The organism is Gemella sp. 27098_8_92 (genome assembly GCF_041433685.1).
Taxonomy (GTDB): domain Bacteria; phylum Bacillota; class Bacilli; order Staphylococcales; family Gemellaceae; genus Gemella.
Genome location: NZ_JAPWBZ010000006.1, coordinates 46,347 through 73,293, shown reverse-complemented (window position 1 = coordinate 73,293; position 26,947 = coordinate 46,347). Strand labels below are relative to the sequence as shown.

Here is a 26,947-nt window from a genome sequence, read left to right as displayed (position 1 = left end):
TTTTATAAATATAGCTTTTCACAAACAATTAATAAGCTTTTGCCTCTTCTTCAGTCATCCAAAAATGAATTCCACCGGTAGAATCATACCAGCGATCTTCATTAAAATTCTCTGCATATACCCATTCACCCAACTTATAACAAAAATTTTCTGCTACCGTTGACCACGCTTCATCGAAAAACTTAGAGCCCTCGAAATTTTTTATTTCTAGAACTTTAGCCTTATCGCATCTACAACAATTCATTGTAGAAGAAACTCTTTTAGCATCGCTAGGTATCAACAGTTTTATAATTAGGTTGTCTAAACCTTTTTTATATGCGACAAAAGCCCCTTGTTCAGGACAATGAATACGAAAATTTTCTGTCTTATCATCAAATATTATATTATCTAAAATAGCATTTTCTAAAACTGCTGCATATAGTTTAGCACCTCTTATATCTGCATAAGTCAAATTTACTCGTCTTAGAGAAGCACGCTCTAAATTAGCATTTTTTAAGTTGGCATTTTGCAAATTACAATCATCTAAAAGAACATTAACAAGTTGGCTACTATAAAAATTTACATTTGATAAATTAGCATTAATAAAATTAGAATGCGAAAAATTCATGTTACTTAAATCATAATTTTCTAAATTCATACTTTCTAAAATCAAATTTGTAAAATCTTTTTCTCCTTGTTTTAACTTGTTTTTAAATTGTTCAAAAGAAATTTTTTCCATAAAAACACCTCATTTATATTATATCATAGAGAGAAAAAATAAAAAGTAAAGTCCAAAAATTAAACTTTACTTTTAATATTTAATTTAATTCAAAAGAAAAAAGTAGGTTCTTTATACTACTTTTATAAATTTTTTTACATAATAATTAATAAACTTCTTTTCCTTTTTTCTCATAAAAATATTTAATCCCTGCTTCGATCTATATTTTCATTCGACTACATAATACAGCCTACTAACATATATAATACTTACCATTATAACTTTCTTGCATCGATAGAGAGTTGCCCATAGTCATCAAATTTACGGTTCGATGGTAGAAACTTGCAAGCCATATCCCTGCCTTTATATGTGCTATATTATTTAATTAATATAATACCAGTTATCCTTTAATATTTCAAGTATTTTTTATTATAATTAACAAAAAATTATAATTATACCGTTTTCTTTCCTCTCTAAAAGTTATTATATCAATTATAAATCATGATAACAAATATTTCCTTCTATTTTATTTTTATAACTTATTTTTTTATTTTCTTGTAATAACTTTTATAATAAAATGTCACAACAAAGAAACCTAAACATATTGCTGCTATAGCATCGGTAGGATAATGAACTCCTAAATATATTCTTGAAGTTGTAATTATCAGTATTCCTAAAATTGATATAAGTAAAATAAGATATTTACTTGTTTTTTGAAATACATTAATAGCGATTAATCCTAATGTTAGATACATTATGGTTGCTGATGTACTATGTCCACTTGGAAAACTTAACCCACTAACTTCTATTAATCGATGAATTTCTGGTCGTTGCCTTTCAAATATATTTTTTATAAAAGACATTATTATTCCACATGTTGACATTGTTAGTACCAAAAACAACGCTTCTCTTTTATACTTTAAAAAATACAAAATTACTGTTATCACAACTACTAGTACTGTACTTTGCCATGTGTCGACTATATCAGTTATAGACTTGTAAAAAATAGTTAATTCGCTACTTTCAAAACCTTGAATAAAATTAATTATTCTCAAATCAAAATTTTTTAAAAAGCTATCATAACCTATTGCGATAATTAAAAATGTAAAAATTGATACTAACATTATAAAATTATACTTCTTTTCCTCCATGTCATCTCCTTAAATAAAATTAGGATAACTAGATTTCTTTGTTATTCTATCTAGTTATCCTTTGTTTTAGTCTAAAGTTTTTAATTTCCCTTTAAAATCTTCTATACTTGAGTAACCTTTTTCTCGCATTACTTCTTCTAATTCAGCTGCTAAACGCTCGAAAACTCCAACTCCTTCTTGATGAAGAATTGTACCTACTTGTACCAAATCTGCTCCACACAGTATATGCTCAAAAACATCACGTCCATTAATAACCCCACCAGTCCCAATAATTTTAATATCTTTATTAAGACGTTGTCTAAAGGCACGTACATTTGCCAATGCAGTTGGTTTAATATATTCTCCACCAATACCACCAAAGCCACCTTTTGGTTTGATAACAACCTCTTCCTTATCTAAATCAATGTATAATCCATTACCTACACTATTAACACTATTTACATAAGTTAGTGGAAACTTATTTAAAATCTCTGCCATTGCATCAAAATGGGCGATATCAAAATACGGTGGAAGTTTTACTCCTAGTGGTTTCGTAAAGAACGAGAAAACCTCGGCTAACAATTTCTCTGTTAAATCAAAATCATAGGCAATCTGAGGCTTACCAGGAACATTTGGACATGATAGATTAAACTCAGTTACTCCTTCATAATCACTTTCTTGGATTTTTTTCAACAGTCCAATATTTTCTTCATAACTCATACCTGTTACTGATAGAAATTGTAGCTTGGCACCTTGTTTTTGGCGTTCTAATACATAATCTAAATAATAATCAAATCCATTGTTAGGAAGTCCCATCGAATTAATACTTCCTAATTTTGTATCATAATAACGAGGTTCAGGATTCCCTGCACGGTAATCCCTTGTTGCAGTCTTTGTAACAAAAGCTCCTGCTGCACTTCCAGCAAGTTCATTAAGTTCTTGAACACTCATACAATGAACACCAGATGCATTCATTAAACAATTTTCTAATTCTATTCCTAAAAATGTTGTTTTTAACATTTTTTCTCCCTCCATAAAGCTTTTTATCTAGTTTATCATAAATATTAATTAGTTACTATTGATAAGAAGAACCAAACTATAAATCAAATATCCTCTATTAATACTAACTATTTATTTTTGAATATAAATCTAATGAAACAAATTTCCCATTAGAAAGTTCATGTTCTACTAATACCCCTTCTTTGAAAAAATTCAGACGTTTCGGTACAGCTGAACTTTTGGCATTTTCTGTTTGAACTAGTATCGTAAGTTTATGCAAATTCAACTCAGTAAATGCGTATTCTGTTAAATATTCTACACTTCTTGTAATTATTCCTAATCTTTCATACTCTCCACTTAGCCAGTAGCCTACTTCAGCGCGAACATTGATTTTTATTTCATGAAGATCAATCATACCCGCTACTTTACCATCAACTAAAATCATTAAAACAAACATCTTTTTATCCAGCATTTGTTGTAAGATATCTTCAATAACTTTTTTCTCTTCTTCTGCACTTTTTAAGTTATGAACCCAGGGTAAGTATTCGCCTAATCGCTCTCATTCGTTGTCAATTATGTTATACATTTCCTCTGCATACTTTGTTTCTGGAAGAATCAATTTACATTCTCTTCCATCTCCTAACTGGAATTTTTCAAATAAAAACATTGCTTCATCCCTATTCTTTAAAATTTTCCTCAATAACTTCTGCTAAAAGTTTGTAAGAATGATATTGAGCCTCTTCGTCGTAAATGTAAGAATTAACTATCAGTTCTTCAAATTTAACTCTTTTTTGTAAATCTTTAATTTGTTTTGCGACCGACTCTTTACTACCTATAAAAGATACCTTAGTCATTTTCTCCACTATTTCCTTTTCATGACTAATCAAATTATCTACTTCAAAAGCAATTGGGCCAAAATGGGGGACTTTATTTGTGGCGATAAATTCTCTCCACACCGCTTCTTCCGATTGAAGTGGCGGCATAAGCCCTTTCTGATTACTTGTAACAATATTTAAAAATGATTGTATCATTGTCGTTGATAATCTTTTAGCCTCTTCATCTGTATCAGCTAGTATTGCATTCACTCCTAGTATTACATAAGGCTTGTCAAGGATAGCTGATGGTTGGAAATAACGATTATATATTGCTATAGCATTTTCCATCATCGTTGGTGCAAAATGAGCAGCAAATGAATAAGGTAACCCTAACTTAGCAGCAAGATACGCACTATCGGTGCTTGATCCAAGAATATAAAATGGTAAATACAGACCATGTGCAGGATAGGCTTGAACATAATTCGAACCTTTAAAGTATCCTGATAATTCTGCCAAATCACGCTCAAAATCAGTTTTCAAATCTTTAGTTCTACGTAAAGCCATCGCTGTTGGTACATCTGTACCTGGAGCACGTCCAAGTCCTAAATCTACTCTATTAGGATACAATGTTTCTAACGTTCCATATTGTTCAGCAATCAAATATGGACTATGATTAGGCAACATTACACCACCAGAACCAACTCTAATTTTTTTAGTATTTGCTAGTGTATGCTGAATTAAAAGTTGGGTTGCACTACTTGCAATACTTCTCATATTGTGATGCTCAGCAATCCAATACCGAGTATATCCTAAATCTTCAACTCTTTTTGCAAGACGTACCATAGCATCCATAGCATCTTTAAAACTTTCCCCATGCCTTAATGGCACAAGATTCAATACAGAAACTTTCATAGTTATCTCCTAATTTATATTTTACATATTATCTTTAATTATACTCTTGACTATATATAATAACAAAACAATTTACTCATTAATTTTTAGATATCAAATAAATACTTTTCTCCCTAGAAATTAATATACTATAAAATCTACTTTAAACTAAATCTCTATTCCTTTATCTGCTAAGTTATTTATACATTCCATATAATAACTATCATTATGTTCTTTATAAATTGGTGAATTAATTTTTACTTCTTTCAAGTCTGTATATGGTTTACAAACTTTTCCTCGATAGTTTTTATCAAACCATTCCTCACTCACATTATATCCTCTAGCTATCATTTCATCCATTATTAGTTTATGATATTTATATAACAAAAATGGTTCATAATCAAATACGTAATTGACTGTTGCATGTCTTCTTGCCCAACCATTCCCTCTTAATGCACAGCATTCACGATGTTGCCCTAAAAGTTGTTGTCTAGGTAGTTTGCGAATCAAATCTTCATGCCATAATCTCATTAATTTTCTCCTATAATAAAAGTTGATTCCTGTAAATACTTATTAGGATATTTTCCCAATAATACTCTTATTTCTTTTAAAATCTCGTTTTGTGTTGTTTTTCCATCTCTATACTCTTCTAACTTTGCAAAGAACTTATATTTTTCCTCTGATGTTGCGTTCTTTTTGAAATATCCCCAAACGTGATGAAAAGCATTTGTCACCTGACCTTTATCTTCTGGTAACTTTATCGCTTGTTCAATATATCTTTCTACTACTCTTGTATTAACATCTTCTTGTTTTAAATATTGTCTAATCTCTAAATATATCTGATTCGATTTACTTAACACCAAATATTTATTTTTCACCCAAAGTTTCTGACAAAGGATGCGTTCCTTCTTTTTATCCATAATAAATTATATTCCTTACCTAACAATATTATTTTCTACGGCCGTATTTTAAATCTCTAGCTTTAATGAATTACCATCTACATAAACAGCCTCTGATTCAATGATTTTTATTTTTTCATCTTCAGAGAACCCTATAGTTTCTCCATGTTTTAATGTTACATCATAAGCCAAAACATAATTTAAAATATTTATAAACAAATCATATACTTCTCTATTCGACATAACCGTTTCTAATATTTCTATCTCAGACTTATCAAACTCTTGCATACCATAAGAATAAATACTAGTTTTTTCATTATTACATATAATACCAATATATATCCAAAGCTGTATCGGTAGCATATCACTCAGTAATAACTCTGAAAAATCAACATAAAGCTCTTTAGGAAGTAATAATGTAGCTGATCCTTGATAAATACCTATAGCATCTTCACAAGTACGTAATATAGAAGAATTAATTTTTGTTAATAATGAATATTTCTCTACTGGCGATATATCACTAAATAAAATTGAAACTATCGCATGATTTGTGTGTTCTTTTGTTTCACTTTCTACATTCTCCCATAAATATGAATAACTATACATTGATTCAAGTTCTGAATTAGGTATCGGTACTGGCATCATCGATATGGCAACAAGTTCATCTCCTACTTTGAAGGTAGCTAGTTCATCATTACCCTCAATATCCGTAACATCAAGCTCCCAATATACTCTTAAATCCTCTATTACCTTATCTAAAACATAACCTTTATTATTTTTGAACATCGGCATTGACAAAACAACATTATTTTCATTTAAAGCTTCCATTAGTTTTTCTCCTTTTTTAAAGTTATTCCTTACTATATTTTCTTCTCCATATAGTTTTAATTAATTTACTTTTTTACTTTTCTTGCTGGTAATTCTGCTAACATTGTCATAAATAAACCTGTTAAGTATTCTTTATCATCTACCTCAGTAATTAACAACATTTCCTTTGCTCCTGGATAGGGTAAATCATATTCTATATTTGATACGTAATCTAAGGCTGATTTCACTGGTTTTACAAGTAGTCTGTCATCATATATCCCACCGACAATCTTGTCATTATAATATAAAATATATTCTCCCATCATGGCTCTATATTTAATATTTTCTAAATCATCTAGCTGTTCTAATATAAAATTTAAATATTCTTTACCTGATGCCATATAAATCCCCTATTTTTGACTATATCCTATCTCTCACTCATATACTTTCCTATTTCAGCATCTGTTAATTTTCTTACTTCTGTATTTGGATATTCTTTATATTCTTGAATAGAAAACAATGGCTGTAATGAGTTGCATTTCTTATTTTTATTTTTTTTCAAAAATAATTGTAATTCATTATTATCCGCAAATATTTTATAAGACAGTCTTCCATTCGAACTTTCTATCTCATAAATTCCACAACATTTTTTCAATGTAAAGTCTGCTGTACGCAAATAAAGCTTCGCAATATCTAATGATTTAAACGGAAAATTCCATCTTTGCAATCCCCTAATTGAATCTTTCTCAATACAAATACATCTTCCACAGCTCCCACATATGTATTGTGTATGATTTTTAAGACATTCTACTGGTTTTAATAACGGTGTTACTCTATTTTTATCTGAATAACATTCTTCACACATTTGTTGTCTCTTTTTTAGTATTGTAACATTCACTATACATTTTATATATCACCACATTATGTTATGATGATGGTACGCTTATTCTATTTTACTATATTTTTCTAATCATATAAATATTTAATTTGAATTTTTATCACTTTTATTTTCCCTAGCTTTAAAAAATAGCACCCCATATTTCATCAAATAAAGGATGCTAGTTTATAATTATTGCGTTATATTAAATTTAACTTTGTTAGTTTCATTAGATTTCTTAGAATTTATATGTAGTAAGTTTTGCAAATTCTCCATATCTATAGTGACTTTTCCACTATCATCAACTTGTATTGCGATATATTGTTTAGCTGTTGGATGATAATCCATCCCTTGTAGATCTACATAACGATCTGCTTTATATTCTAACGCCGCTAGATTATAAATAGCTCTACTATTCAAAACTTCACTAATTTTATTTTCTGAACGTGCCGTGTTAACTACCAAAGCTAATGGTTCAAAAAAACTTTCATAATTCGGAAGATAACTAGCTTTTACAAAATATTGATAGTTATCAATATGTGGAGTCGTTATATACAGATAAACTGTATTCCCTTCAACTTTATAATCGTTTAAATCATACGCTCCGGCCTTCCCATAAGCATTAGTGTTTACCTTAAATGACATCGCACCATATACATTCATTTTATATGTTGTCTCTTGGAACGTAAATTCTTCATTTGGAGTAAAGTTATACTCTTTTGCTGCATCTGCAATAAATTGTTTCCAAATATTTTCAAATAATTCTCTTTGATTATTGAAACCTGCCGCTTTAACTAAATCATCAAAATTTTGCTGATTAACAAAAACAGCATCTATTACTTTTAATGCAGATTTTACTTTTTCATCAGAAATACTTTTCTTTTTATTTTCTAACTTAGCTTGAGCCTTTTCCACTCTTGTCAACCTAGTTGTGAAACTTTTACCAGAATTTTGTTCTGTGTATGTACGATCTAATTTTACTGGTTCCACTTTTGCATTCCAATCAAAATCTTTTCCTGGCCCTTGTATCACTTCTTTTTTAGGTTCATCTTTTGAATTATTTGTCGTTGTTGAAGTTGTAGAACATCCAGACAAAGCTGAAACTAAAACCACCGTTCCTAATATTTTTAATAATGTTTTTCTCATATATTATCCTCTCTTTCCTTTTATAAAATAATTAATACCTCTATTATATCCTATAATACAATTTATAATGTTAATCCTTCTATTTTCGCCCTTTAAATAAAACTCCCAATCCTTGTCCTAAAAAACTTGTCATCCCATATATTAAAGCATATATCAACGCACTTTCATTTAAATATATTGTAATAACTGGTATCCAAAGTAATCCTATAATTAAAGACAGCCGCCAATTAAATCCACGTGTCTTGCTATGTATAAAAGAAAGAATCCAGATAATTAAGGGGAATGTTATTAATAATGTAAGAAATGCACCCCCAGCATCTCTACAAAGCAAAGGTGTAGTGACATAAAAAGCTATTATTACAATAATATAAACATAATATTTTCTTATAAACTCTTTCATGAGATATTCCTCCTATCAGTAAGAATAATATTAATACTTATATATTTTTCATATAAATAAATGGAAAATTCTTCCTAACTTTACCAGAATTTTAATAGTATACTTCATTAATATAAAGAGTTTTTCCACTCTCTACGAATTAAAACACTAACGGAATATCTCCATATAACCAAATTCTAAAAATACCTATAATCGCTAAATGGATTGGATAATAGTAATAGAAAAACCATTTTGAACCTATGCTTTGACCTCTTGTCCCATCATATTTCAGTAATAATGGTATAGTAAGTAAAGTAGCAAACTGTAATATTCCATAGAATATATCAATAAATATTATATAAATAGCTGAATAAACACTTATCCAAATTACATAATCTATAACTTGTTGTTTTTCATCCTCTCTATGTTGATACAAGAAAAATGGCATCATCAATGCTATCGAAGACCAATCTGCTACGAAAGTTAATAAACAAAAAATAATAATCGTTAGAGTTTTCAACGTATTATTTATCTTTTCATTTCTAAATACAGCTATCAATAATACTGCCATAGCTAGTGGAAATAACACACTTGTTTTGTTAAAAATGCTACCTACCATTAGATTAAAAGGTATACCTAGGCCAAAACAAAAAGCAAAATGACTAACTATCGCAAATCCCATTAATCTCAGAAAATATTTTTTAATATTTTTAGTATAGTAACAACCTTCTGCTATAAAATACCACATTATAGGTGCTGTTAATCTGCCAATTATATGCATAGTCACCGGCACTGCTCCTTTTACCAAACCTGGATATAGTAGCCATCCTAAATGATCTATTGTCATCGCTATAATAGCAATATACTTCAATTGTGTTGCATTAAATTTTAAATTTCCCAAAAACTTCCTCCTATTGCGCAGTTTTATACCAAACAATCAAATATACTCTACACATTCTATCTTTTATTCCCTTAATATTTTTTAAATTTCAATATTAAGACGATCTTTTATAGCTTGAATAGTTTTTTGGTAATTATCTAAAAAGAAAGTATCTACATCGCTATCAAGAATTAAAAGTTTTTCTTTAAATCCATCTCGCTCAAGTAAATAAATAAGATGGTTTGTAAAATCGTCTCGAATATCTTGACTTGCCATACTCATATCACGAAAGCCATCATTAACATATGCTGATTTTGGTGGAATTAGAATAATAAGATCCCATTTTTCTTTTGAAATAGCAACCTTATATGATAGCTTAAGTGCCTGATACTCCTCTTCTGAAATAATATCTTTAAGATAATAATCTACATAAGCCATAGTCACGGTAGCGTTAGTGTCTACAAAGACAATACCTGTATGACTACCACTATCAATAACATTTGAAGTCTGCTCATTTTGATTAGCAAAAAGACGAATATAATCGTTAGTATCTAGTTCATCATCACGAACATTGTAAAATTCTTGGTAATAACGTGCATACTCAAGGGATATAGGTGCATTAAAAACACGTCCAAGATCTTTTATAAGTGTAGTTTTCCCTCCTGAAGCCGAACCTACTACCAAAACTTTCTTCGTAAAATGGCGACGAAAAGGCTTCGTAATATATCGCCAATATACTAAAGGATTTTTTCGAATTTCAGTACTAGATACTGGAATTATAGTCGAATCAATCATTTTAATTGTCACTTCTTTTTGTTTAATATCACAAAGAGAATTATCACAATCCTTCATATTGTCATATTCGTTAGCAAAAACTTCTTCAAAATAATTAAGTAATGGTTTTTGATAATTTTCCTCACCTACATAAAATGTCATTTTTTCGAATTGATAATCTGTATTTTCTTTGATAAGTTTATGGAGAGTGTCCAACCAAGTATTCCATCCTTTTGGATATGCTTGCATACCTTCTTCATCAAGTTTATCCACTACAACTAATTCATCATCATGAAAGACTTCTCGAACATAACGGAAACGTCGATTAAGATGCAGACCATCACGCGTCCCACGATCTTCTTTCGTATTTGTTCCTGACACAATAATCAAAACTGCATCATTTTCTCGTTTTGCTTTTGTTATAAGATCTACATGACCTGTGTGCATTGGTGCGAAAGCCCCAAATACTACTGCTAATTTTTTTATATTTAATAATTTATGCTTCATTTTCGTTATTCCTCTTAAAACTCCTCGGTTACATCGTACCAACCTTCAACATTAATTTCTTCATCATTTATGTATGTTTCTAAATAAGAATATACTACATCTGCATCTAGGAAAAAGGCGCGATAATGTCTAAAATCAGCTTTATCTTTATACTTTCTACATTCTACTAAGTAAATACCTTCTATTTCATCTATGTTATCTAATGGAATTTGTAAAACTTGAGTTAAGAAGTTTAATGCATCGTCTTCAAAATATTCAATATCTGAGTGTATCTGAACGTAATTTGGATTTTTTTCTGAAGTATCATAAAGACATAGCCATTCTTCACTATCCTTTGTAAATAAATTATCAACTATATACTTTATTTCATCCAAATCAGCTTTTTTCTCACTAATATATTGTGTATCAATTTTTTTCATATACTTATCATCCTACCTTATTATATATTTTTTACTGATTTTTAATTTATTTATACTCATTTATTTTTATTACACCCTATTTTTTAAAAAAAGTTTATCGATATATAAAACACTTATCTTTTTAATTTTTAAATCTATAAGTGTATGATTTCTTTTAAAGATTATTTCTGTATTCAACAGTATTCTTTAAAAATTATGCCTAATACAATCAACTAAGAAGCAACCATATTCAGGATATAGTTCTAACTTAATTATAGGTTTATAATTCTCATTTTGAATTTTATTAGACATTGTTATTAATTTTTCTAAATCTTCTTCGTAACTTTTAATATAATCTTGCTTCTCTTCTTCACAAGAAAAATCATCATCAACCTTCGTTTCCTCTATATTTTTAAGTATGTCATTTTTATACTTACTTACACATTCGTAAAATTTCTCATATTTATTTTTAAGCCAAAGTGTGTAATAGTAATGTTCCCAGTCTGCAAAGTAATAATCAAGAATTGCTTTCTCACACTCTTCCAAAAATAAATCGTATTCTCCTAGAACATAATAAGCTTCAAAAACTTGATAATCTGCAATATCATCAGTAGTTAAATAATACTTCTCATCTTGCCCTACTTCAACTTTTTTTAAATAATAGATTGCTTCTTCCTTATTGCCTAAATATACTTCACAATAAGCAATACATAACAACAAACGCATTCTATCTGGATACTCTGATAATAGTTTTTCAAAAATAACTTTTGCCTTTTGATACTCTTTCATTTCAAATAAACATGCTGCATATCCAAATTGTATTTCATAATCATTAGTTATTTTTAACGCTTTTTCAAAATACATCAGACTTTTATATAAATCTTCAATTATTTTATTACGCTGATAATTTGAAAAACTAGTTAGTGCTAAGCCTTTATATGTTTCAATAAAGGGAGAATTTATCTTGTTGGCTTTTAACAAATATTCATCTTGTTTTTTATCAGCTTCGTAATAGAATCCTAGATTAGTATAAATTCTCGCTTTATCAACATCATTAATTTCTTCATTATATTTTAAAACAAAATCTTCTAATAATTTAATTGTATTTTTTTCATATCTTAATTCTAATTCTACAGAAGCCAAAACACAAACAATATCTACATTAGATGGATATTTAAAAAAAAGATCTTTTAAATATGTTCTGAAATTCTCTAAAACATGTTCTGTTTGACTATAATTTTTAAAAATATTTTCTTTATATTCATTTTCATATTCACTTTTTAATACATTCCAAAATTCTTTTATTACTTTTTTCATAAATACCGCCATCCCAAACACATTACGAACTACAAAAAACTACTTTATTAATTTGTAAAGGGTTCTTCTAACTCTCCCAGTCTATACTTTCTATTTCTAAACCATCATTAAATTTCACACATAGAATTTGATCACTTTCTTCTGGATTAATCATAAAATCAACACTGATAAAGTTCTCCCCAGCCCATAGCAAAATTGCTTCTATTTTCATTTGTTCTACAAATTCACAAATTTCATCTGGTATATCTAATTCCAATTCTTCTTTATGAAAAACAATATACTCATCATCCACTTTTAAATAACATTTTAAAGCTTCTTTAGCTTTCTCAAAATAGTTTTCACTATTGCGTAAAAATTCAGCAAATGTATCAAGAACTCCTACTTTAAATTCATAACCACTATCATACCATAGTGTTGTCATAATTCCATTATACTCTTCTTCCCATAATACGCGAACATCATCACTAAATTGTTCATCTGCATCTTTTTCTGTATCTATCTCGCCAAAAAACTCGTGATTAACTTTACTCATTTTAATTTTCCTCAAACACTTTTAATCTTCTAATCAAAGTAAACTATTTTTTTTAACATTCTAGTTAGTTTGCATCGAACATAGATAAAGTAAACTATATTTTTAATTCTTCGTTACTCTACCTTATCTATAACTCTTTAATAAATTGTAACCAATACATTCCCATCTTCTTCTAACACTTGTTTATAAAAATCTTTCATATTTTGAAAATAATCCATTATTTCTTCTTTTATTTCGTCAGTTTCTTCTTCATAATCCCAAATATCTGGATATAATTCGGCTTCTTTACATTCTTTCATACTAAAAATTTTTAAAGCTTTTTCTATATCAAAATTGTCAAGAGCAAAAACTATATCTTTAATTCTTGATTTTTCTATATAACTGATATATTCCTCAATACCATCAATAGGCAATACTCCAACAACTGCTTCGCTAAGAGGATTATTTTTTATAGGTTCAATACAACTTACTCCTGTAAGTACAAAATGAAGAGCATCCCACATCTTATCAATATCAAGAAGTATCTCAGCTTCATCATTCCAATCTTCAACTTCCTCAAAAATATCATCTTCTTCAGCATAAAAAGATTTAAGTTCTTGTAAATTCGCATCACTTAAATATTGATAACTTGCTATTATTCCCATTCTAATCTCTTCCTTATTTTATAGTTTACTTTATTTAAACTTTTCTCTTTTTAAAATTCTTTCTTTATCATTAAAAATCAAACTATGACTTACTCCTTTATTAATCATTTTAGAAATTAATATATTTATCTTGTTATAGCAATCAGCAAAGCTTTTAGATATGATATATAAATAACATTTTCTCTCTTCAATCATCACTCTTTTCTTATAATTATATCATAAAAAGCGTATAATGTATTATTCATATTATTATATACTCATAATATAATAGTAACTAGGGATATAAAAATATACTAATAAAAATAATAGATTTTTACTAATTTCAAAAAAATATTAAATTATCAAATTCATATATATATATAGGAGAAAATATAATTGATACTATAGGGGGCTACAATATTGTAGAGAAAGAAATAAAGGTGATACATTATGTCAAAACAAGATTCAGAAAATCAACAAAAATTTATGTCATTTATGTTTAGGGGGAAGGAAATACTCAAGCCTTTAAATACAGGTTATATTGACGAAAGAATAAGTTGCATTAGGGAATATTTAAAACTATTGAAACAGATAGCGATGGTTTATTTAAACAATCAAAAATATACATAGGAAAAATCGAAAATAAATATTTAGAAGGGCGTAAACAACGTAACGTTTATTGGGGATTATATATCTTACCTCAAATACAAATAGAAAACGAAAAAACTTTAATTGATGATGGCCAAGTTTTTTATATCAAAAACATCAAAATTAAAACATTTCTTCCCCCTGGGCATACATGGGGATATTTAGTGTATTTAATTGATGATACCATTTGGTTTGGAGCAGATAGCGGGTATGCGTTTTAAATAGACTTACTGAATATAAAGCTAGCCAGTAAAATGGTGATATGTAAATTTTTATCAACCATATTTATTATAATATTAATTTTCGCAAACCTAGAAAAACTAGCATACCTTATATAATTGAATATTAAACACTAAATTATTTCTATTCCCCCCTAGGTATAATAAACGCATTTTCAGCTTTGTTTAAACCAATTTTAGGATAGTAACCCATCACACTTGGAGCAGAAAGTAATATAATTGCAACCTTCTCTCCTAATATTTTTCTACACATACTAATAAGGTTTTTACCTATACCTTGTTTTTGATATTCTTTATCTATTGCTAAATCAGACAAATAGCAGGCATAAGAAAAGTCTGTCATTCCACGTAAGATACCAACTAATTTATCATTATCCCATGCTGTTAATACAAAATTAGAGTTATTTAACATTAATTCCAATCTTTTCAAATCACTTGTAGGTCTTCTTATTCCTGATTTAATTAAAACCTGCTTATACTCTTCTACTGTTACTTTTTTATTACTAAAATATTCAATCATATCTTATTATACCTCAATAAATTCCAATTTATTTCATAAACTATTTCACTATATCATCCATTTTATTTTCTAGATCTTTTGTAAATAGACAATTCCTTTATTGCAATATCCAAAGAACATCGTACTCTATTCTTTTCTTTATTTTCCTTTACAGAACTAACCAATACTATTCTGCATTGAGGAATTTTTAATATATAGGTTCCATACCAAAAAGGCTGAGGTTTAGGAATCTTAATATCCAGCTCTCCTTTTTTAATATGTACTTTTCTATCATTCCAATTTAGTTCAGCGTAATCTTCGTAAAGGTCAATATATGCTTCTTGATCCTCATGACTCCAAATTTTCTTTGCAATCCATGTTGGAAATAGCATAAATATAGGAATCAAGGCAAATATCAAGTAAACAGCATGTATTGGATGTTCTCTAAAATATATAGGTCCGTATTCTGGTCCTTTGTCTATACCAGAAATTGTTAAAAATCCGAAAAAAACCAATAGCCCTGCTGCTACTCCAAATATAACCAAAATATATAAGACACCTGGTGAATATTTATTATGTCTAAACTTTATTCTTTTCATTTTTAAAATCCCTCTTTATAAGTCTCAATTTTCCTTTTTCGGAGAATAACATATAAGATTTTGTATTATCTTTATTTCTACTATCTCTGCATAATCTCTAAGTAATTTTTAAGCTAACTCTAGATTTAAAACTTCTCTAATAACTTTATCTTCACCTATTGCTGATATTTTAATGTAATCAAATCCATCTTTTTTAACATCCTCAAAAGAAATTTTTTCTCCATTGATTGTTTCCAAATAGTCATTATCATCAAATTCAAAATCTTCTTTTTCCTCATCATAATCTATACTATAACCTAAATCAATTTCTATTTTAGAATTGGGAATATCTAATTTTACAAGTGGACGATTATCAACCGTCTCTAAATCAAATTTATCACAAAATAGTGAGTTGTATCCATATTTTAATTGATCATAAAGTAAAATTTCTTTTCCTGTTTGAATGCATTTCGCTACACCCTTACAAGGTTTTATAGCTGAAGTTTTTTCATCAAAAATTTCAGTAATCACAGCATCAGAATCCAATTCGCCAAAATAATAGATTTCAAAGAACCCATTATACTTGTCTTTTTCTACTTCATTAACTATCCTAATAGATGAAAAATCCTCTTCTACTTCAACAACTTTATAATTATTTTCTTTCAGATAAGTTGGTATTTTCATATAAAAACTCCTTAAGTCATACACAATATTTTATAAATATATTATATATATTTCTTTTTTATCAAGTAAAAAATGTGTTTGAAGATAAAATTTAATTGATATATACCTTTCTTGCTATATTGCATTTTATGCAAGAAAAAGTCTAAATATCATCTTGTTCAAATGACATTCTGAAACCAATTCAAATACAAATAGTTTTCATTATATCATAAGTCTCTCCTTATTATTTTAGCAACCAAAAGAAAGCTTCCTTTAATTTATTACTACCGTCTTCTAATATAATTCTTCCATGAGAGAAGATAATTTTATCTGCCCTCCAATTTTCAATTATACTATAACTTTTAATAGCTTTTTTCTTAAAAAGAAAAGACAATCGTAAATCTCTAGGCGTTCGTGATTTAGGATATTGATTATCTCCGACTCTAAATAAAAATTTATAAAAAAAAGGGAGATTATTTACTTCAATATTTTCTATTAAATCCGTTAATATTAATGTCGAACTTTCTTTATGAAAAAAGGCAATTTCTTCCATTGCTACACTCCCCTTAAAGGGAGTATATAGTATCTCCTCTGACCAAATAGGTTGATAGTTAGAAGTAAATGATATGAAGTTTTCCTTTTCTTCCACGTTTAGTTTATCATTTACTCCTTTTGCTAACCAGATTTCTGCTTTGGGATAGTGTTTGTACCAGTCTAAAATGTAGCTATAGTGATATTTGTTAGGAGCTACAATATAAGCTATCTCACCTAGTCCCCTTATTTTATCATCTAATTCCCTGTTAAATGCAATTGGAGAGTGTATCCACAACTTATTATTGGACAGTCTAACTATTGTCATTCTTGTTGTAAAAGGAATTTTAAAAACTTTAAAATTCATTTGTATTTCTGTTCCATCTACAATCCAAATGTTTTTGTCAAGTTGTTTCAATTCATTAATCGGAGAATATAATTTCAATAATCCTTTCATAAATGCTCTCTTCCTTTCAATTCTATTCATTTATTTTTTTACTAAAAAATCCCCCCTCAATATTTTATATTTCAAAAAAGAAATTCTCGATTATTTTTTCTATATTACCATGCAAAGTAAAAGGGTCAGATGTTTTATGAGCTTAATTCATAAATTTTTCAAATCATTTCCCCCTTACTAAACTTCAAATTTAGTTGTTTAAGAAAATATAAAATCTTAATTAATATAAAAATAATACACTTGTGAAAGAAAACAATTATTATACAACCTTATTAAAATGTTCTAACTTGATATATACACGTAAAAACAAATTAATATCATCATAAATAGTATATATAACAAGTCTATAATTTATCTTTATTTATTATTGCTAGAAGTTCTTCCCCGATTTCTTTTATTAGATCAACTACTAAGGCATTCCCCATTGTAAAATATCTATTTGTATTTGTAGCCCCCTCTAATTCTGTCCATCTATCAGGAAAAGTATTTATTCTTTCTGCTTCAATCGGAGAAATTACTCTAAGCTTATTATTTCCAGGATCTTCTACTACATGACTCATTCTAGAAACTGTAGCTTCAGATGTAACCATAGTCCTAGCAGGTTTAGATAATGAATCTGGAAACTGCATACTACCCATCCCATATTTATATCTGTGTCCTGTACGAGAAATCTTCACCTTTTTAAATCCACCTTTTAACTCTTTAAACTTTTCAATTTTTTCAGAAGTCAAATATAATTCTTTATCTTCTAAATTATGTATTACTAATTCTCCTAAAATCGCTTCTTTTCTAGTTTTTGGAATATAATTAGCCATAAATACCTTCCCCTCTATCATAACACCCGTTTTACAAAATCCTTTTTTTATAGAAAAAGTATCTGAAAACTCTTTAATTGATTGAGTCAAATCTAAGTCAATAGCTCTAAAATCAGATATTGATTCATTAATCATGCTACTTGAAAATGGAGCCATATCAATTAAAAAATTTCTTATTTTATTTTCTTCTTTAATAATATTAGATACATATTTATTAAAACTAGAACCATTTTTAAAAGCAAATATAAAAGTTCTTCTTCGTCGTTGAGGATAGCCATAATCTGCAGCATTTATCATTTTCCAAGAAACGGCATACCCCAAATCTGATAATGTTCTTAAAATTATACCAAAATCACGACCTGGTTGTTTACTATTAACTCCAGGAGAAGCAAGTAACCTATCAACATTTTCAAATAATAGGTAATTTGGTTTCTTTAGTTCTATAACTTCTCGAATTTCCCACCATAATACTCCTTTTTGACCTTTAATACCTTTAGCTCCTGATGTTGCAACAGAGTAATCTTGACATGGAAAACCAGCAACTAATAAATCCATTTCTGGAATTTGATTTTTATCTAATTTTGTAATATCTTCATTACTTATTAAAGTATTGGGGAAATTCTTTATATATATATTAAAGGCAAATTGGTTTTTTCTTGATGGTTCAAATTGATTAGCCCAAACTACTTCATACAACTTGCTGGCTCTAGATAACCCAAGGTGAAATCCTCCAACACCAGCAAACATCTCAACAGTTCTTATTTTAAATTTATTCATCTTCTCTATTAATTCTTTTCCTTTCTTCATCAATTATCTTTATTGCATCAAGGATTTCATTCTTACTATATTCAACTACTAATGTTTTATCATCAATTGCCTCATACATTAACTTTTCTTTATCTTTCAATCTACTATATATCTTTTCATCAACAAATCCAGGACGAAAGCTACTTATATCTTCCGATGCGGTCTGTAAATAATAGTATCTGGTATACTGATTTTGATTAAGTCCTAAACGGTGAATTCTATCTCTAGATTGCAACATAAAAGTTAAATTAAAATTATATTCAAAATATACTGCATCATGTACAGTTTGATGTAAAGAGATTGATTCACCTAAAGTTTGAGGATTAGATACTAAAACTTGTACATCTCCATCCTTAAATTCATCGATTAATGTGGCTCTATTTAATTTCTCAGTACCACCATATACTAGGTTTACTTTAATACCTTTTTCTTTCAATGCATTTGTTATTTTGAAAAGTGTATCTATAAAAATACCCCAAACTAGTACTTTTTTCCCTTCTGAAACTAATTTATATACCAATTTAATTCCCTCATTGAATTTTGGAGATACCATACTATCTATATTAATATCTTCATATGAATTATTTGAATTATTTGATTTACTATTATCTAATAAGGAATTAAATTCATTTTCTGATATTGTATATATATCCCCATCATCATCACACGACATTAATTCATTATAATTAATCTGTTTAGTTACTAAGGAAGGATTAGTTGAAGCCTGTATCAATCTAATTAATCGAGCTAAACTTGATTTCTCATTTAAATAAATCCGTTCAGCTAACTCCAACTGTTCCTCACTCGGGGGCACCACTTCAATATAATCATCTTCTGCCAACGGAACATTCAAATCTTTCTTGCTAGTTCTCCAGAAAAAAGGATGAATCTTAGCATTAATTTCTCTAATTTGTTTTACTTTTGGTTTAAATAAATATTTAATATCCCATTCAAAAAATGAATTATACTCGTTACCATATAATATATGTAAAAAATTGTATATATCTTGATAACTATTAGGAATTGGTGTACCTGTTAAAACATATTTAAATTTAGTTTTTTGGGATAATGCTAAAGCTTTTTTAGCCCTAATACCATTAGGATTTTTAATTCTATGTACCTCATCAAATACAAGCATAGTCCTAACATCCATATTATCATTTATTTTTGTCAAGTATTTTGGTAATGATTCATAATTAACTAAAACCAGATTACTAACTCCCCAGTTAACTGATAAATCATAATCAAAATCCTTAGAAGTTTGAGTATCAATAGATTTTAGCAATTTCTTTTTACCAAATACTTTTTTAAATTCTATTTTCCAGCTATCAAATGCATTCAAAGGACATACAACTAACAACCTATCAATTCTTTCATTTTCTTGTATTCCTAGTCTATTTAAATATGCAAATACACCAAGAATCATTGCCGTTTTACCTGCTCCTGGAACAGAAAAATTTGCCGCTCTAGACATTTCATACATAAAATATGCAGATCTCAAATGTAGTTCATACAATGGCCTAGTTACTTCTGATTGTATAATATCAGAAAATTCTTTAAATATTTCAATTTTATCATTAGGAAAATTATCTAACTCCCCTTTATAAACATTACCTAAAATTTTATACTTTTCTATAGAGTATTTATACTGTTCAAGGTACTCTATAACTGAATTTGTTACTGTAACATGTATATTTTTTCTTTTAGCTCTTTCTTTAGTAATAGAAATTATTCTTTCTATGTCCTTGTATGTTGTTGAAGGTTTAATTGTTAAATAATCATCTTCAAAATATATTGAAATATCGCTTCCTTTTCTCAATTTTCTATCACTAAATACTAATTGAATATCCGTTTTATCAATACGTATAACTGTGTTATCTATTAACTTGAAAATTATTTCATTTTCAAAATTATCAAAATTATTATTACTATCATCAATCTTCTCAATAGCTTCAATGTTTGACTGAGATTGATATTTTGCTATTTCCTCATACGCTAATTCTGAAACCTCTATAACTTTAACTCTCGGTTCTTGGTTGCCCCATAATCTATTAAATCGTTCTTGATTCGATTGTATTCTCTTTTTAACATTTTCACTAGAATCCCAAGATACATCAACACTAATACTTTCATAATTAATATTCATGCCATTTTTAGTTTCATTAACTGATCCGTTAAAAAAAATCTTTTCATCCCCTGATGAAATTATTCCAAATTTATCATGAAAAATACCTTCTTCTGTTAATGCTATTTTTATTCTAGCTCTACCCATTGCAATCATAAAAGCCAAATTTCCAAGTTGTTGCTGAACATTAGAGGTAAGTCTTTCATTTCTTTCTGCAAGTTTTAGTGGTTTAATGGTTTCAAGTAAATCATATCCTGCCTTAATCCTATTATAATCTTCCTTACTAATTTCTTTCGAAATAATATATTCAAGATTACCTCCATTTTTAGCAAGCTCTTCTAAACTTTCATAGTAGAAATCTACACCGGCTGTACTAAAGTATCCAGAGACACGTTGATATAAATCAGCTTCTTTTAAAAGTGGTTGATAAAATTCTCCAACTATAGAACTAGAATATTCCGGTCTTATTTTATTTTTTATTTCTTTTGAGAATGCCATAATTATATGCCCTTCTTAAGTCTATATAAAACATCTTTAATTTCATCAATTATTACTTTAGCCTCAAAATTTTCATCAGGTGTCATATTTAAGAAATCTTCAGGCTCTATCCCTGATAATACATCCCTTATGTTCTCTAACTCTATAAGTGGTTTCATCCTATCATTTTCATTTTTCCCTTTAAAAACGAGCCTGTTTGTAGATTTTATTAATACATTTACACTTTCTTGCACTTCGTTATCTTGCTCAATTACTGCTTTAAGTTCATTTGCTGTTTGAATAGGCTTATTTTCAAACGCATCCATAATAATATCTACTTTGTCATCAACAGCATCTAAAAAATATCCTAATCTTTCATCACTGCGTAGAATATTTTGTTTTAAATCTCTCATTATACGAGTTGAATCACTTTGATTATCAACAGTTTTAGAGACAGCAAGGTACGCTAGTACCGCTTCTTTAATGGATTCTTTATTGTTAGATTTTAAATTAGTTATAGTACTTTCAATTTCTTCTATTGGACCATCTAGATTTAAATCTCTAGCCAAATAAAATTTATCTATTGGGTTTCCTCCTGGTGATACAATTTCTATAAACTTAATAATTAATTCTGCCAACCTTATATCTCGATTAATTTTTTTTGTGTTCTTCGCACCAGATGCTCTTTTATATTCTTCAATACTCATTATTTTCTCAACTTTTATAGTATTATAAACATCAAAAATACGGTCAATTGGATTATAACTAATTCTCTCTTCTCTTCCTAATTGTAAGTCTAATTCTAATTCTTTAATTATTTTTTCGTCTGATTTTACATCTAAATGCAATATTACCGCATTAAACTCTTGAGCTCGACCTGTTTCTCTCTCCAACATTCTTAAAGCTGTAAATCTTCTATTACCATCTATAACTCTACCATCTGGAAGCACAACACCTGGTTCTTGTTGTGATTTTTCATTAATAGAATCTTTAGTATCTTTCATAGCATTCTTATTAGATTCACAAATAAATTGCTCAAAAATTTTATTATATTCTGAATCACCAGCCTCTGGAGTCAGCAATCCATGGATGGAACTATATTTCTTGTACATAGTATTAATACGTCCATTTTGATCATTATAATACAAAAATTCTAACGGAATCGCATATACATCATATTTATCATCAATTTGATTCCTGATTGATAATTTTTTCCTCTCTCTAGTTTTTTTTAACTGGTTTGCTGCTGCTCTCTCTAACAAGTTCATATTATTTTTCCTTATCCTTTCATCTAAATTTATTTTTCTTTAGTTTTCTATTTTTAGCAACCTAAGCAATCATTTTATTTTAATCAACCTGTGATTACTTTTAATTTATATCTTATCCCTATACTAGTACCACCTCTACTCTTTATCGACAAGTTTTCTTTTAATTAAATTCACTGTTAAGGAGGAATAATTGATTGTATTTCCAACTTAAAATCAGAGTATTTTCTATGAATTTTCCTTTGACATCAATACTACGCACTCAGCGGTTCGCTGTTACCGCATCACTATCGCTCTGCGACAGCTATCGCATAAAGCATTCGTAATTAATGACTTCGGTCTACGCCCTTGTCATTAAAACGACTGCTTCAACATGAAACGAATGAACACTAAGTATGTCAAGTGAACCAGTCTGTATGTGGAAACATGTCTATAAACCTTTTAACGATAGTAAAAAGTTATCGTTAAAAAGTATCAGACTATAATGCCCAAATTATATAGGACACTTTTTGAGGCATGTTTTAATGAATATGATTCTGTTTGAGAAAATATATCTTAAGAACTATTCAAGTATATTATTTTAAACTATTTAATTTATCTTCTTGTTTACAGTACTTCTCGATTATTCTATAATATTTGTCTTTGTTGAAATCTCGTCGTGTAATATACAATTTATATCTTTTAAAAAGTTTATCATTTAAAATATTTTTTTCTATTGCACAATATGGGCTTATTTCATAATTATTGTTCTTTCTAAGAAAATCAATAAATGTATTTGCTTTTTTATTTCTAAACAATTCTGGAGATAACATCCCTATTTGGAAATATTTTTTATTTTTATTATCAAGATAATGTATCATGGGCTGATTGCCTGTAATAAAATTATATAATTTTATATCTTTTAAAATATATATTCCCTCTCTTTCAACAAAGGGATAAGAAATATTTGTTAATAAAATCGGGACTACATTTACATTATCTATATTGCAATTAATATCCTTAAGTCTTGAATTAATGCTTTTCTTTCCATTCTCATCCTTGGTAAAATATTTTAAATTACGTTTAAATTTATCAATATAATAGTCTAGTTCCTGAATATTTCGACAATATCCTCTCACATTATCATGCTGAAATTGAGTTTTGCACTCAATGATAAACAATGTATTATCTATATATAGTAAAATATCTAATTCATAACTCTTGCCATTACTATTTGTTTTGACATTCTTAATAGCACTATGATTGTAACTTAATAATAACTTATGTATGTAATTTTCATATTTTGAGCCCTTTTTAAAGATTTCATTATTATTGGTAAAAAGAACCATTATACTTTTTAGTGGTTCAATCATTTTTATTATTGATGGAAGCATAAGTATAAAATTGTTGTATTCAATTAAAAATGATGAGAATAAATCATTTTTGCTTTTACCAAATACCAGATGATTAAAAATAGCTTTTATTTCATCTACACTAAATTTGTTTTGTGATAAATCATATTTTAATTTATCTATATCTATTTTTAGTACGTTTTTTTCATTAATAGTTAGTTTGTAAAAATAAGTGTATATGGAAACCCATCTTTCCAGTTTTATGCCTAGGTATTCTTCAGTTAAGTCATCACTATAAAAGAATTCTTTTAATTTTTCTCTAAAGGAATTTGAATATTTAATTATATCATTTTTATTATCAAAATATTTCAAAGTTTTAGCATTATTTAAATCATTATATTCTAAAAATGAGAATATTCTATCCGTAATTATTCCATGGTTTTCACTAATATATAATTTATTAAACAATCTAGTCTTTACTTCCACATCTCCAAACATCCAATTACCAATTATATCATTTACTAAATTTAATAACTGAATTAAAACTAGAATATCAATTACATCTTTATCATCAGTATTTTGGTAATATGTCGATTCGCCACTTGTAAATCCATTTCTAAGCAATATGCCCAATCCTAAAATGATATTTTCACTAGAAGCTTTATATTGTTCTTGCTCATACTCAGATGAAGTTTTACTTAATATATCTAAATTTATAGATATTTGAGTATTAAACCTTTCCAGCAATTTTAAATACGAACACTTCATCAGTTTGATTTTTAATATATCTTTTTTAATTTGATCTCTTTTTTTGTTTAGTTTATCACCCTCTTTAGATAATCGTCTAAATTTCTTATAACTATTATTTGAAAGATTATCTTTAACCCAATTTTTTATTAGACATTTAGTATCGTTACTAAATAATGTTTCGTTTCTATCTGTAACAAAAAAACCAGCGTATTTTAAAACTTTTAGTATTTCTTCCTCATTTTTGTTTTTGTTAATATAATCCAAATAGTCTAAAGGATTATTCTTTAAATATCTTTCAATTGAATTTATTCTCACATCATTGTATTTCTTCCTCATATGAATACCCCATATTATTTTGCCAATATTTATCAATTTCCGTTTCTTAAGTATTTTCAAAGCATAATTATTATTTACAATATATAAATTTTTTCATCTATCCCATCGACTACACGTGCATGTTTTTGTTTTGTCAACTCAACCATGCTACAATTTCTCGACGGATACATTACCATAAAATAATTACAAGAAAAATACTGAAATCAAAATCATCTACTTCAACTCCCAGATTTCTTTCATTTCGAGATTTTTCTAGTCTTTCACTTCTGAACTTTTGACATCAATACTACCGTCTCCACATGATACGTTTCTGGAAACATATCTACTGGTTGAACAGCCCCTAGTTTATAACCAAGGTTTCTCATGATTTCCATATCTCTTGCCAATGTTGCTGGATTACAACTAACATAAACTACTTTTTCTATATCCATTGCTGCAAGGTCTCTCAAGAAACTTTCTTCACATCCTTTACGTGGTGGATCGACAATAACTGCATCTAGTTTTATATTTTGTGAGACTAGTTTTTTTATTATATCTTCACTTTTTCCTAATAAGAATTCTGCATTAGTTATATTATTATTTTTCGCATTTTCTCGTGCATCTAGTACTGCTGCTTCTACTATCTCAATCCCGTATACTTTTTTTACTTTTTGTGCAGCGAATAAACTTATCGTTCCAATACCACAGTACGCATCAATTATCGTATCATCTTCTTTTAGTTCAGCTAGTTCCAATGCTTTACTATATAAAACTTCTGTTTGAATTGGGTTTACTTGGTAGAACGAGCGTAAAGATATCTTAAACTCTATTCCTCCCAAAGTATCAGTTATATAATCTCGTCCAAATAGATTTTCGGTTTTATCTCCAAAAATAACATTAGTCTTTTTATCATTAATGTTCAACATTACGCTAACTATTCTATCATCTAATTTCGTAATTTTTTCTACAAACTCATTCAGATTTGTAAATCTCTCTTTGGCAACTATCCCTACCATAATTTCACTTTTGCTAGAATTTGTTCTAAACATTATGTGGCGAATTGCACCTTTGTGACTCTCTTCATCATATACTGATAAATCTAATTCAATTATCAAACTACGAATATCATTCATTAGTTTATTGTGTTCATCATATTGAATAAAACATTTTTCAATATTAATCACATCATGACTACGCGGTTTGTAATAACCCATTCGTACTTCATTATCCACTTTTTGAACTGGGATAACTGATTTATTACGATAGTGATATCCATCTTTCATCCCCAAAGTTGGTAACACTTCGACACTATCTGCACCTAAGGTTTTGTTCATAATATTTTGTACTTTTTTCGTTTTAAAGCGCAGTTGTTCCTCATAATCCATATGTACTAAATTAGCTCCTGATGTTTTTGGTACTCCTTCAACACGCTTATCAGAAACTTCTATTATATTTAACACTTTACCATAGCCAAGATTCTTTTTTAATTTTATTATTTTGAATTCAATAAATTCCCCCTCTATCACGTCTTCGATAAAAATTGGAAAATTATCTACTTTTACTACTCCAAGACCATCATGAGTATAATCAATGACACGTCCCGTTAATATATCATTTTTTTGCATATTAGTCCTTTCTAATTCATTCAAGATAGCAACCTTATAATCTATCTTCTACTATTAAAAAATTTATCTAATTTCTAATTTTTATGAAAAAAGAACAGCAATAGGAAACTTTATCTCCTACACTGTTCTCCTATTAATTATATATTTACTA

The 26,947-nt window shown here is 28.1% G+C and carries 27 protein-coding genes, 1 pseudogene and 1 riboswitch; of the genes and pseudogenes, 1 reads left to right on the top strand and 27 read right to left on the bottom strand.

The features are described from left to right. Positions 1 to 28 precede the first annotated feature (28 nt). The 18 genes and pseudogenes from O3802_RS05590 to O3802_RS05505 form a co-directional block, all read right to left on the bottom strand. A complete protein-coding gene (locus O3802_RS05590) occupies positions 29 to 718 on the bottom strand; it encodes a pentapeptide repeat-containing protein (protein ID WP_371458660.1) in 690 nt (229 codons plus the stop codon). A 268-nt stretch (positions 719 to 986) separates the two neighbouring features. Further along, a riboswitch (purine riboswitch) is annotated at positions 987 to 1,088 on the bottom strand. A gap of 148 nt (positions 1,089 to 1,236) precedes the next feature. After that, positions 1,237 to 1,848 (bottom strand): phosphatase PAP2 family protein, encoded by a 612-nt coding sequence (locus O3802_RS05585; protein ID WP_371458659.1) that lies wholly within the window; start codon positions 1,846 to 1,848, stop codon positions 1,237 to 1,239. A 66-nt stretch (positions 1,849 to 1,914) separates the two neighbouring features. Next, entirely contained in the window at positions 1,915 to 2,847 is a 933-nt protein-coding gene (locus O3802_RS05580; protein ID WP_371458658.1) for a dihydroorotate oxidase, read from the bottom strand. A gap of 103 nt (positions 2,848 to 2,950) precedes the next feature. After that, positions 2,951 to 3,361: pseudogene (locus O3802_RS05575) on the bottom strand (GNAT family N-acetyltransferase); the annotation flags it as partial. A gap of 142 nt (positions 3,362 to 3,503) precedes the next feature. Beyond that, positions 3,504 to 4,553, bottom strand: coding sequence for an LLM class flavin-dependent oxidoreductase (locus O3802_RS05570; RefSeq protein ID WP_281666159.1), 1,050 nt, complete (start codon positions 4,551 to 4,553; stop codon positions 3,504 to 3,506). A 147-nt stretch (positions 4,554 to 4,700) separates the two neighbouring features. Then, entirely contained in the window at positions 4,701 to 5,063 is a 363-nt protein-coding gene (locus tag O3802_RS05565; RefSeq protein ID WP_371458657.1) for a TIGR02328 family protein, read from the bottom strand. Beyond that, positions 5,063 to 5,452: a YbgA family protein gene (locus O3802_RS05560; protein WP_371458656.1), complete on the bottom strand. Its 390-nt coding sequence runs from the start codon at positions 5,450 to 5,452 to the stop codon at positions 5,063 to 5,065. The genes O3802_RS05565 and O3802_RS05560 overlap by 1 nt, the downstream gene beginning before the upstream one ends. Positions 5,453 to 5,500: 48 nt before the next feature. Beyond that, positions 5,501 to 6,259, bottom strand: coding sequence for a DUF4261 domain-containing protein (locus tag O3802_RS05555; protein ID WP_371458655.1), 759 nt, complete (start codon positions 6,257 to 6,259; stop codon positions 5,501 to 5,503). Between the two features lie 65 nt (positions 6,260 to 6,324). Further along, positions 6,325 to 6,639: a TfoX/Sxy family protein gene (locus O3802_RS05550; protein WP_371458654.1), complete on the bottom strand. Its 315-nt coding sequence runs from the start codon at positions 6,637 to 6,639 to the stop codon at positions 6,325 to 6,327. Positions 6,640 to 6,665: 26 nt separating this feature from the next. Continuing rightward, positions 6,666 to 7,103, bottom strand: a complete 438-nt coding sequence (locus tag O3802_RS05545) for a hypothetical protein (RefSeq protein WP_371458653.1) — start codon at positions 7,101 to 7,103, stop codon at positions 6,666 to 6,668. Positions 7,104 to 7,307: 204 nt separating this feature from the next. After that, positions 7,308 to 8,261 (bottom strand): hypothetical protein, encoded by a 954-nt coding sequence (locus tag O3802_RS05540; protein ID WP_371458652.1) that lies wholly within the window; start codon positions 8,259 to 8,261, stop codon positions 7,308 to 7,310. A gap of 79 nt (positions 8,262 to 8,340) precedes the next feature. After that, on the bottom strand, positions 8,341 to 8,661 hold the full coding sequence (locus O3802_RS05535) for a hypothetical protein (RefSeq protein WP_371458651.1): 321 nt from the start codon (positions 8,659 to 8,661) through the stop codon (positions 8,341 to 8,343). Between the two features lie 139 nt (positions 8,662 to 8,800). Next, positions 8,801 to 9,541 carry a TraX family protein gene (locus tag O3802_RS05530; RefSeq protein WP_371458650.1) on the bottom strand — a complete coding sequence of 247 codons (741 nt, stop codon included), beginning with the start codon at positions 9,539 to 9,541 and terminating at the stop codon, positions 8,801 to 8,803. An 81-nt stretch (positions 9,542 to 9,622) separates the two neighbouring features. Further along, on the bottom strand, positions 9,623 to 10,801 hold the full coding sequence (locus tag O3802_RS05525) for an AAA family ATPase (RefSeq protein ID WP_371458649.1): 1,179 nt from the start codon (positions 10,799 to 10,801) through the stop codon (positions 9,623 to 9,625). A gap of 14 nt (positions 10,802 to 10,815) precedes the next feature. Next, positions 10,816 to 11,220: a hypothetical protein gene (locus O3802_RS05520; RefSeq protein WP_371458648.1), complete on the bottom strand. Its 405-nt coding sequence runs from the start codon at positions 11,218 to 11,220 to the stop codon at positions 10,816 to 10,818. A 186-nt stretch (positions 11,221 to 11,406) separates the two neighbouring features. Further along, positions 11,407 to 12,516 (bottom strand): tetratricopeptide repeat protein, encoded by a 1,110-nt coding sequence (locus O3802_RS05515; RefSeq protein WP_371458647.1) that lies wholly within the window; start codon positions 12,514 to 12,516, stop codon positions 11,407 to 11,409. A gap of 67 nt (positions 12,517 to 12,583) precedes the next feature. After that, positions 12,584 to 13,048 (bottom strand): DUF2004 domain-containing protein, encoded by a 465-nt coding sequence (locus O3802_RS05510; RefSeq protein WP_371458646.1) that lies wholly within the window; start codon positions 13,046 to 13,048, stop codon positions 12,584 to 12,586. Between the two features lie 137 nt (positions 13,049 to 13,185). Further along, positions 13,186 to 13,692 carry a YfbM family protein gene (locus tag O3802_RS05505; protein ID WP_371458645.1) on the bottom strand — a complete coding sequence of 169 codons (507 nt, stop codon included), beginning with the start codon at positions 13,690 to 13,692 and terminating at the stop codon, positions 13,186 to 13,188. A gap of 429 nt (positions 13,693 to 14,121) precedes the next feature. Between O3802_RS05505 and O3802_RS05500 the strand changes: the two genes are divergently transcribed. Continuing rightward, on the top strand, positions 14,122 to 14,301 hold the full coding sequence (locus O3802_RS05500; protein ID WP_371458644.1) for a hypothetical protein: 180 nt from the start codon (positions 14,122 to 14,124) through the stop codon (positions 14,299 to 14,301). A gap of 381 nt (positions 14,302 to 14,682) precedes the next feature. Here O3802_RS05500 and O3802_RS05495 read toward each other — a convergent pair whose 3' ends face one another. The 9 genes from O3802_RS05495 to rlmD form a co-directional block, all read right to left on the bottom strand. Continuing rightward, positions 14,683 to 15,078, bottom strand: a complete 396-nt coding sequence (locus tag O3802_RS05495; RefSeq protein WP_371458643.1) for a GNAT family N-acetyltransferase — start codon at positions 15,076 to 15,078, stop codon at positions 14,683 to 14,685. 62 nt (positions 15,079 to 15,140) lie between these two features. Continuing rightward, positions 15,141 to 15,656, bottom strand: a complete 516-nt coding sequence (locus tag O3802_RS05490; RefSeq protein WP_371458642.1) for a hypothetical protein — start codon at positions 15,654 to 15,656, stop codon at positions 15,141 to 15,143. A 108-nt stretch (positions 15,657 to 15,764) separates the two neighbouring features. After that, the gene (locus tag O3802_RS05485; RefSeq protein WP_371458641.1) at positions 15,765 to 16,319 is read right to left on the bottom strand and encodes a hypothetical protein; all 555 of its coding nucleotides are present in this window, start codon (positions 16,317 to 16,319) and stop codon (positions 15,765 to 15,767) included. Between the two features lie 223 nt (positions 16,320 to 16,542). After that, positions 16,543 to 17,286, bottom strand: coding sequence for a DUF4336 domain-containing protein (locus O3802_RS05480; protein WP_371458640.1), 744 nt, complete (start codon positions 17,284 to 17,286; stop codon positions 16,543 to 16,545). Between the two features lie 344 nt (positions 17,287 to 17,630). Beyond that, positions 17,631 to 18,908 carry a DNA cytosine methyltransferase gene (locus O3802_RS05475; RefSeq protein ID WP_371458639.1) on the bottom strand — a complete coding sequence of 426 codons (1,278 nt, stop codon included), beginning with the start codon at positions 18,906 to 18,908 and terminating at the stop codon, positions 17,631 to 17,633. After that, positions 18,871 to 21,531 carry an SNF2-related protein gene (locus O3802_RS05470; protein WP_371458638.1) on the bottom strand — a complete coding sequence of 887 codons (2,661 nt, stop codon included), beginning with the start codon at positions 21,529 to 21,531 and terminating at the stop codon, positions 18,871 to 18,873. Before O3802_RS05470 ends, O3802_RS05475 begins: the two co-directional genes overlap by 38 nt. 2 nt (positions 21,532 to 21,533) lie before the next feature. After that, positions 21,534 to 22,778: a hypothetical protein gene (locus O3802_RS05465; protein ID WP_371458637.1), complete on the bottom strand. Its 1,245-nt coding sequence runs from the start codon at positions 22,776 to 22,778 to the stop codon at positions 21,534 to 21,536. Between the two features lie 572 nt (positions 22,779 to 23,350). Beyond that, positions 23,351 to 25,228, bottom strand: coding sequence for a hypothetical protein (locus tag O3802_RS05460; RefSeq protein ID WP_371458636.1), 1,878 nt, complete (start codon positions 25,226 to 25,228; stop codon positions 23,351 to 23,353). Between the two features lie 224 nt (positions 25,229 to 25,452). After that, entirely contained in the window at positions 25,453 to 26,796 is a 1,344-nt protein-coding gene (rlmD, locus tag O3802_RS05455) for a 23S rRNA (uracil(1939)-C(5))-methyltransferase RlmD (protein WP_371458635.1), read from the bottom strand. Between the last annotated feature and the right edge of the window lie 151 nt (positions 26,797 to 26,947).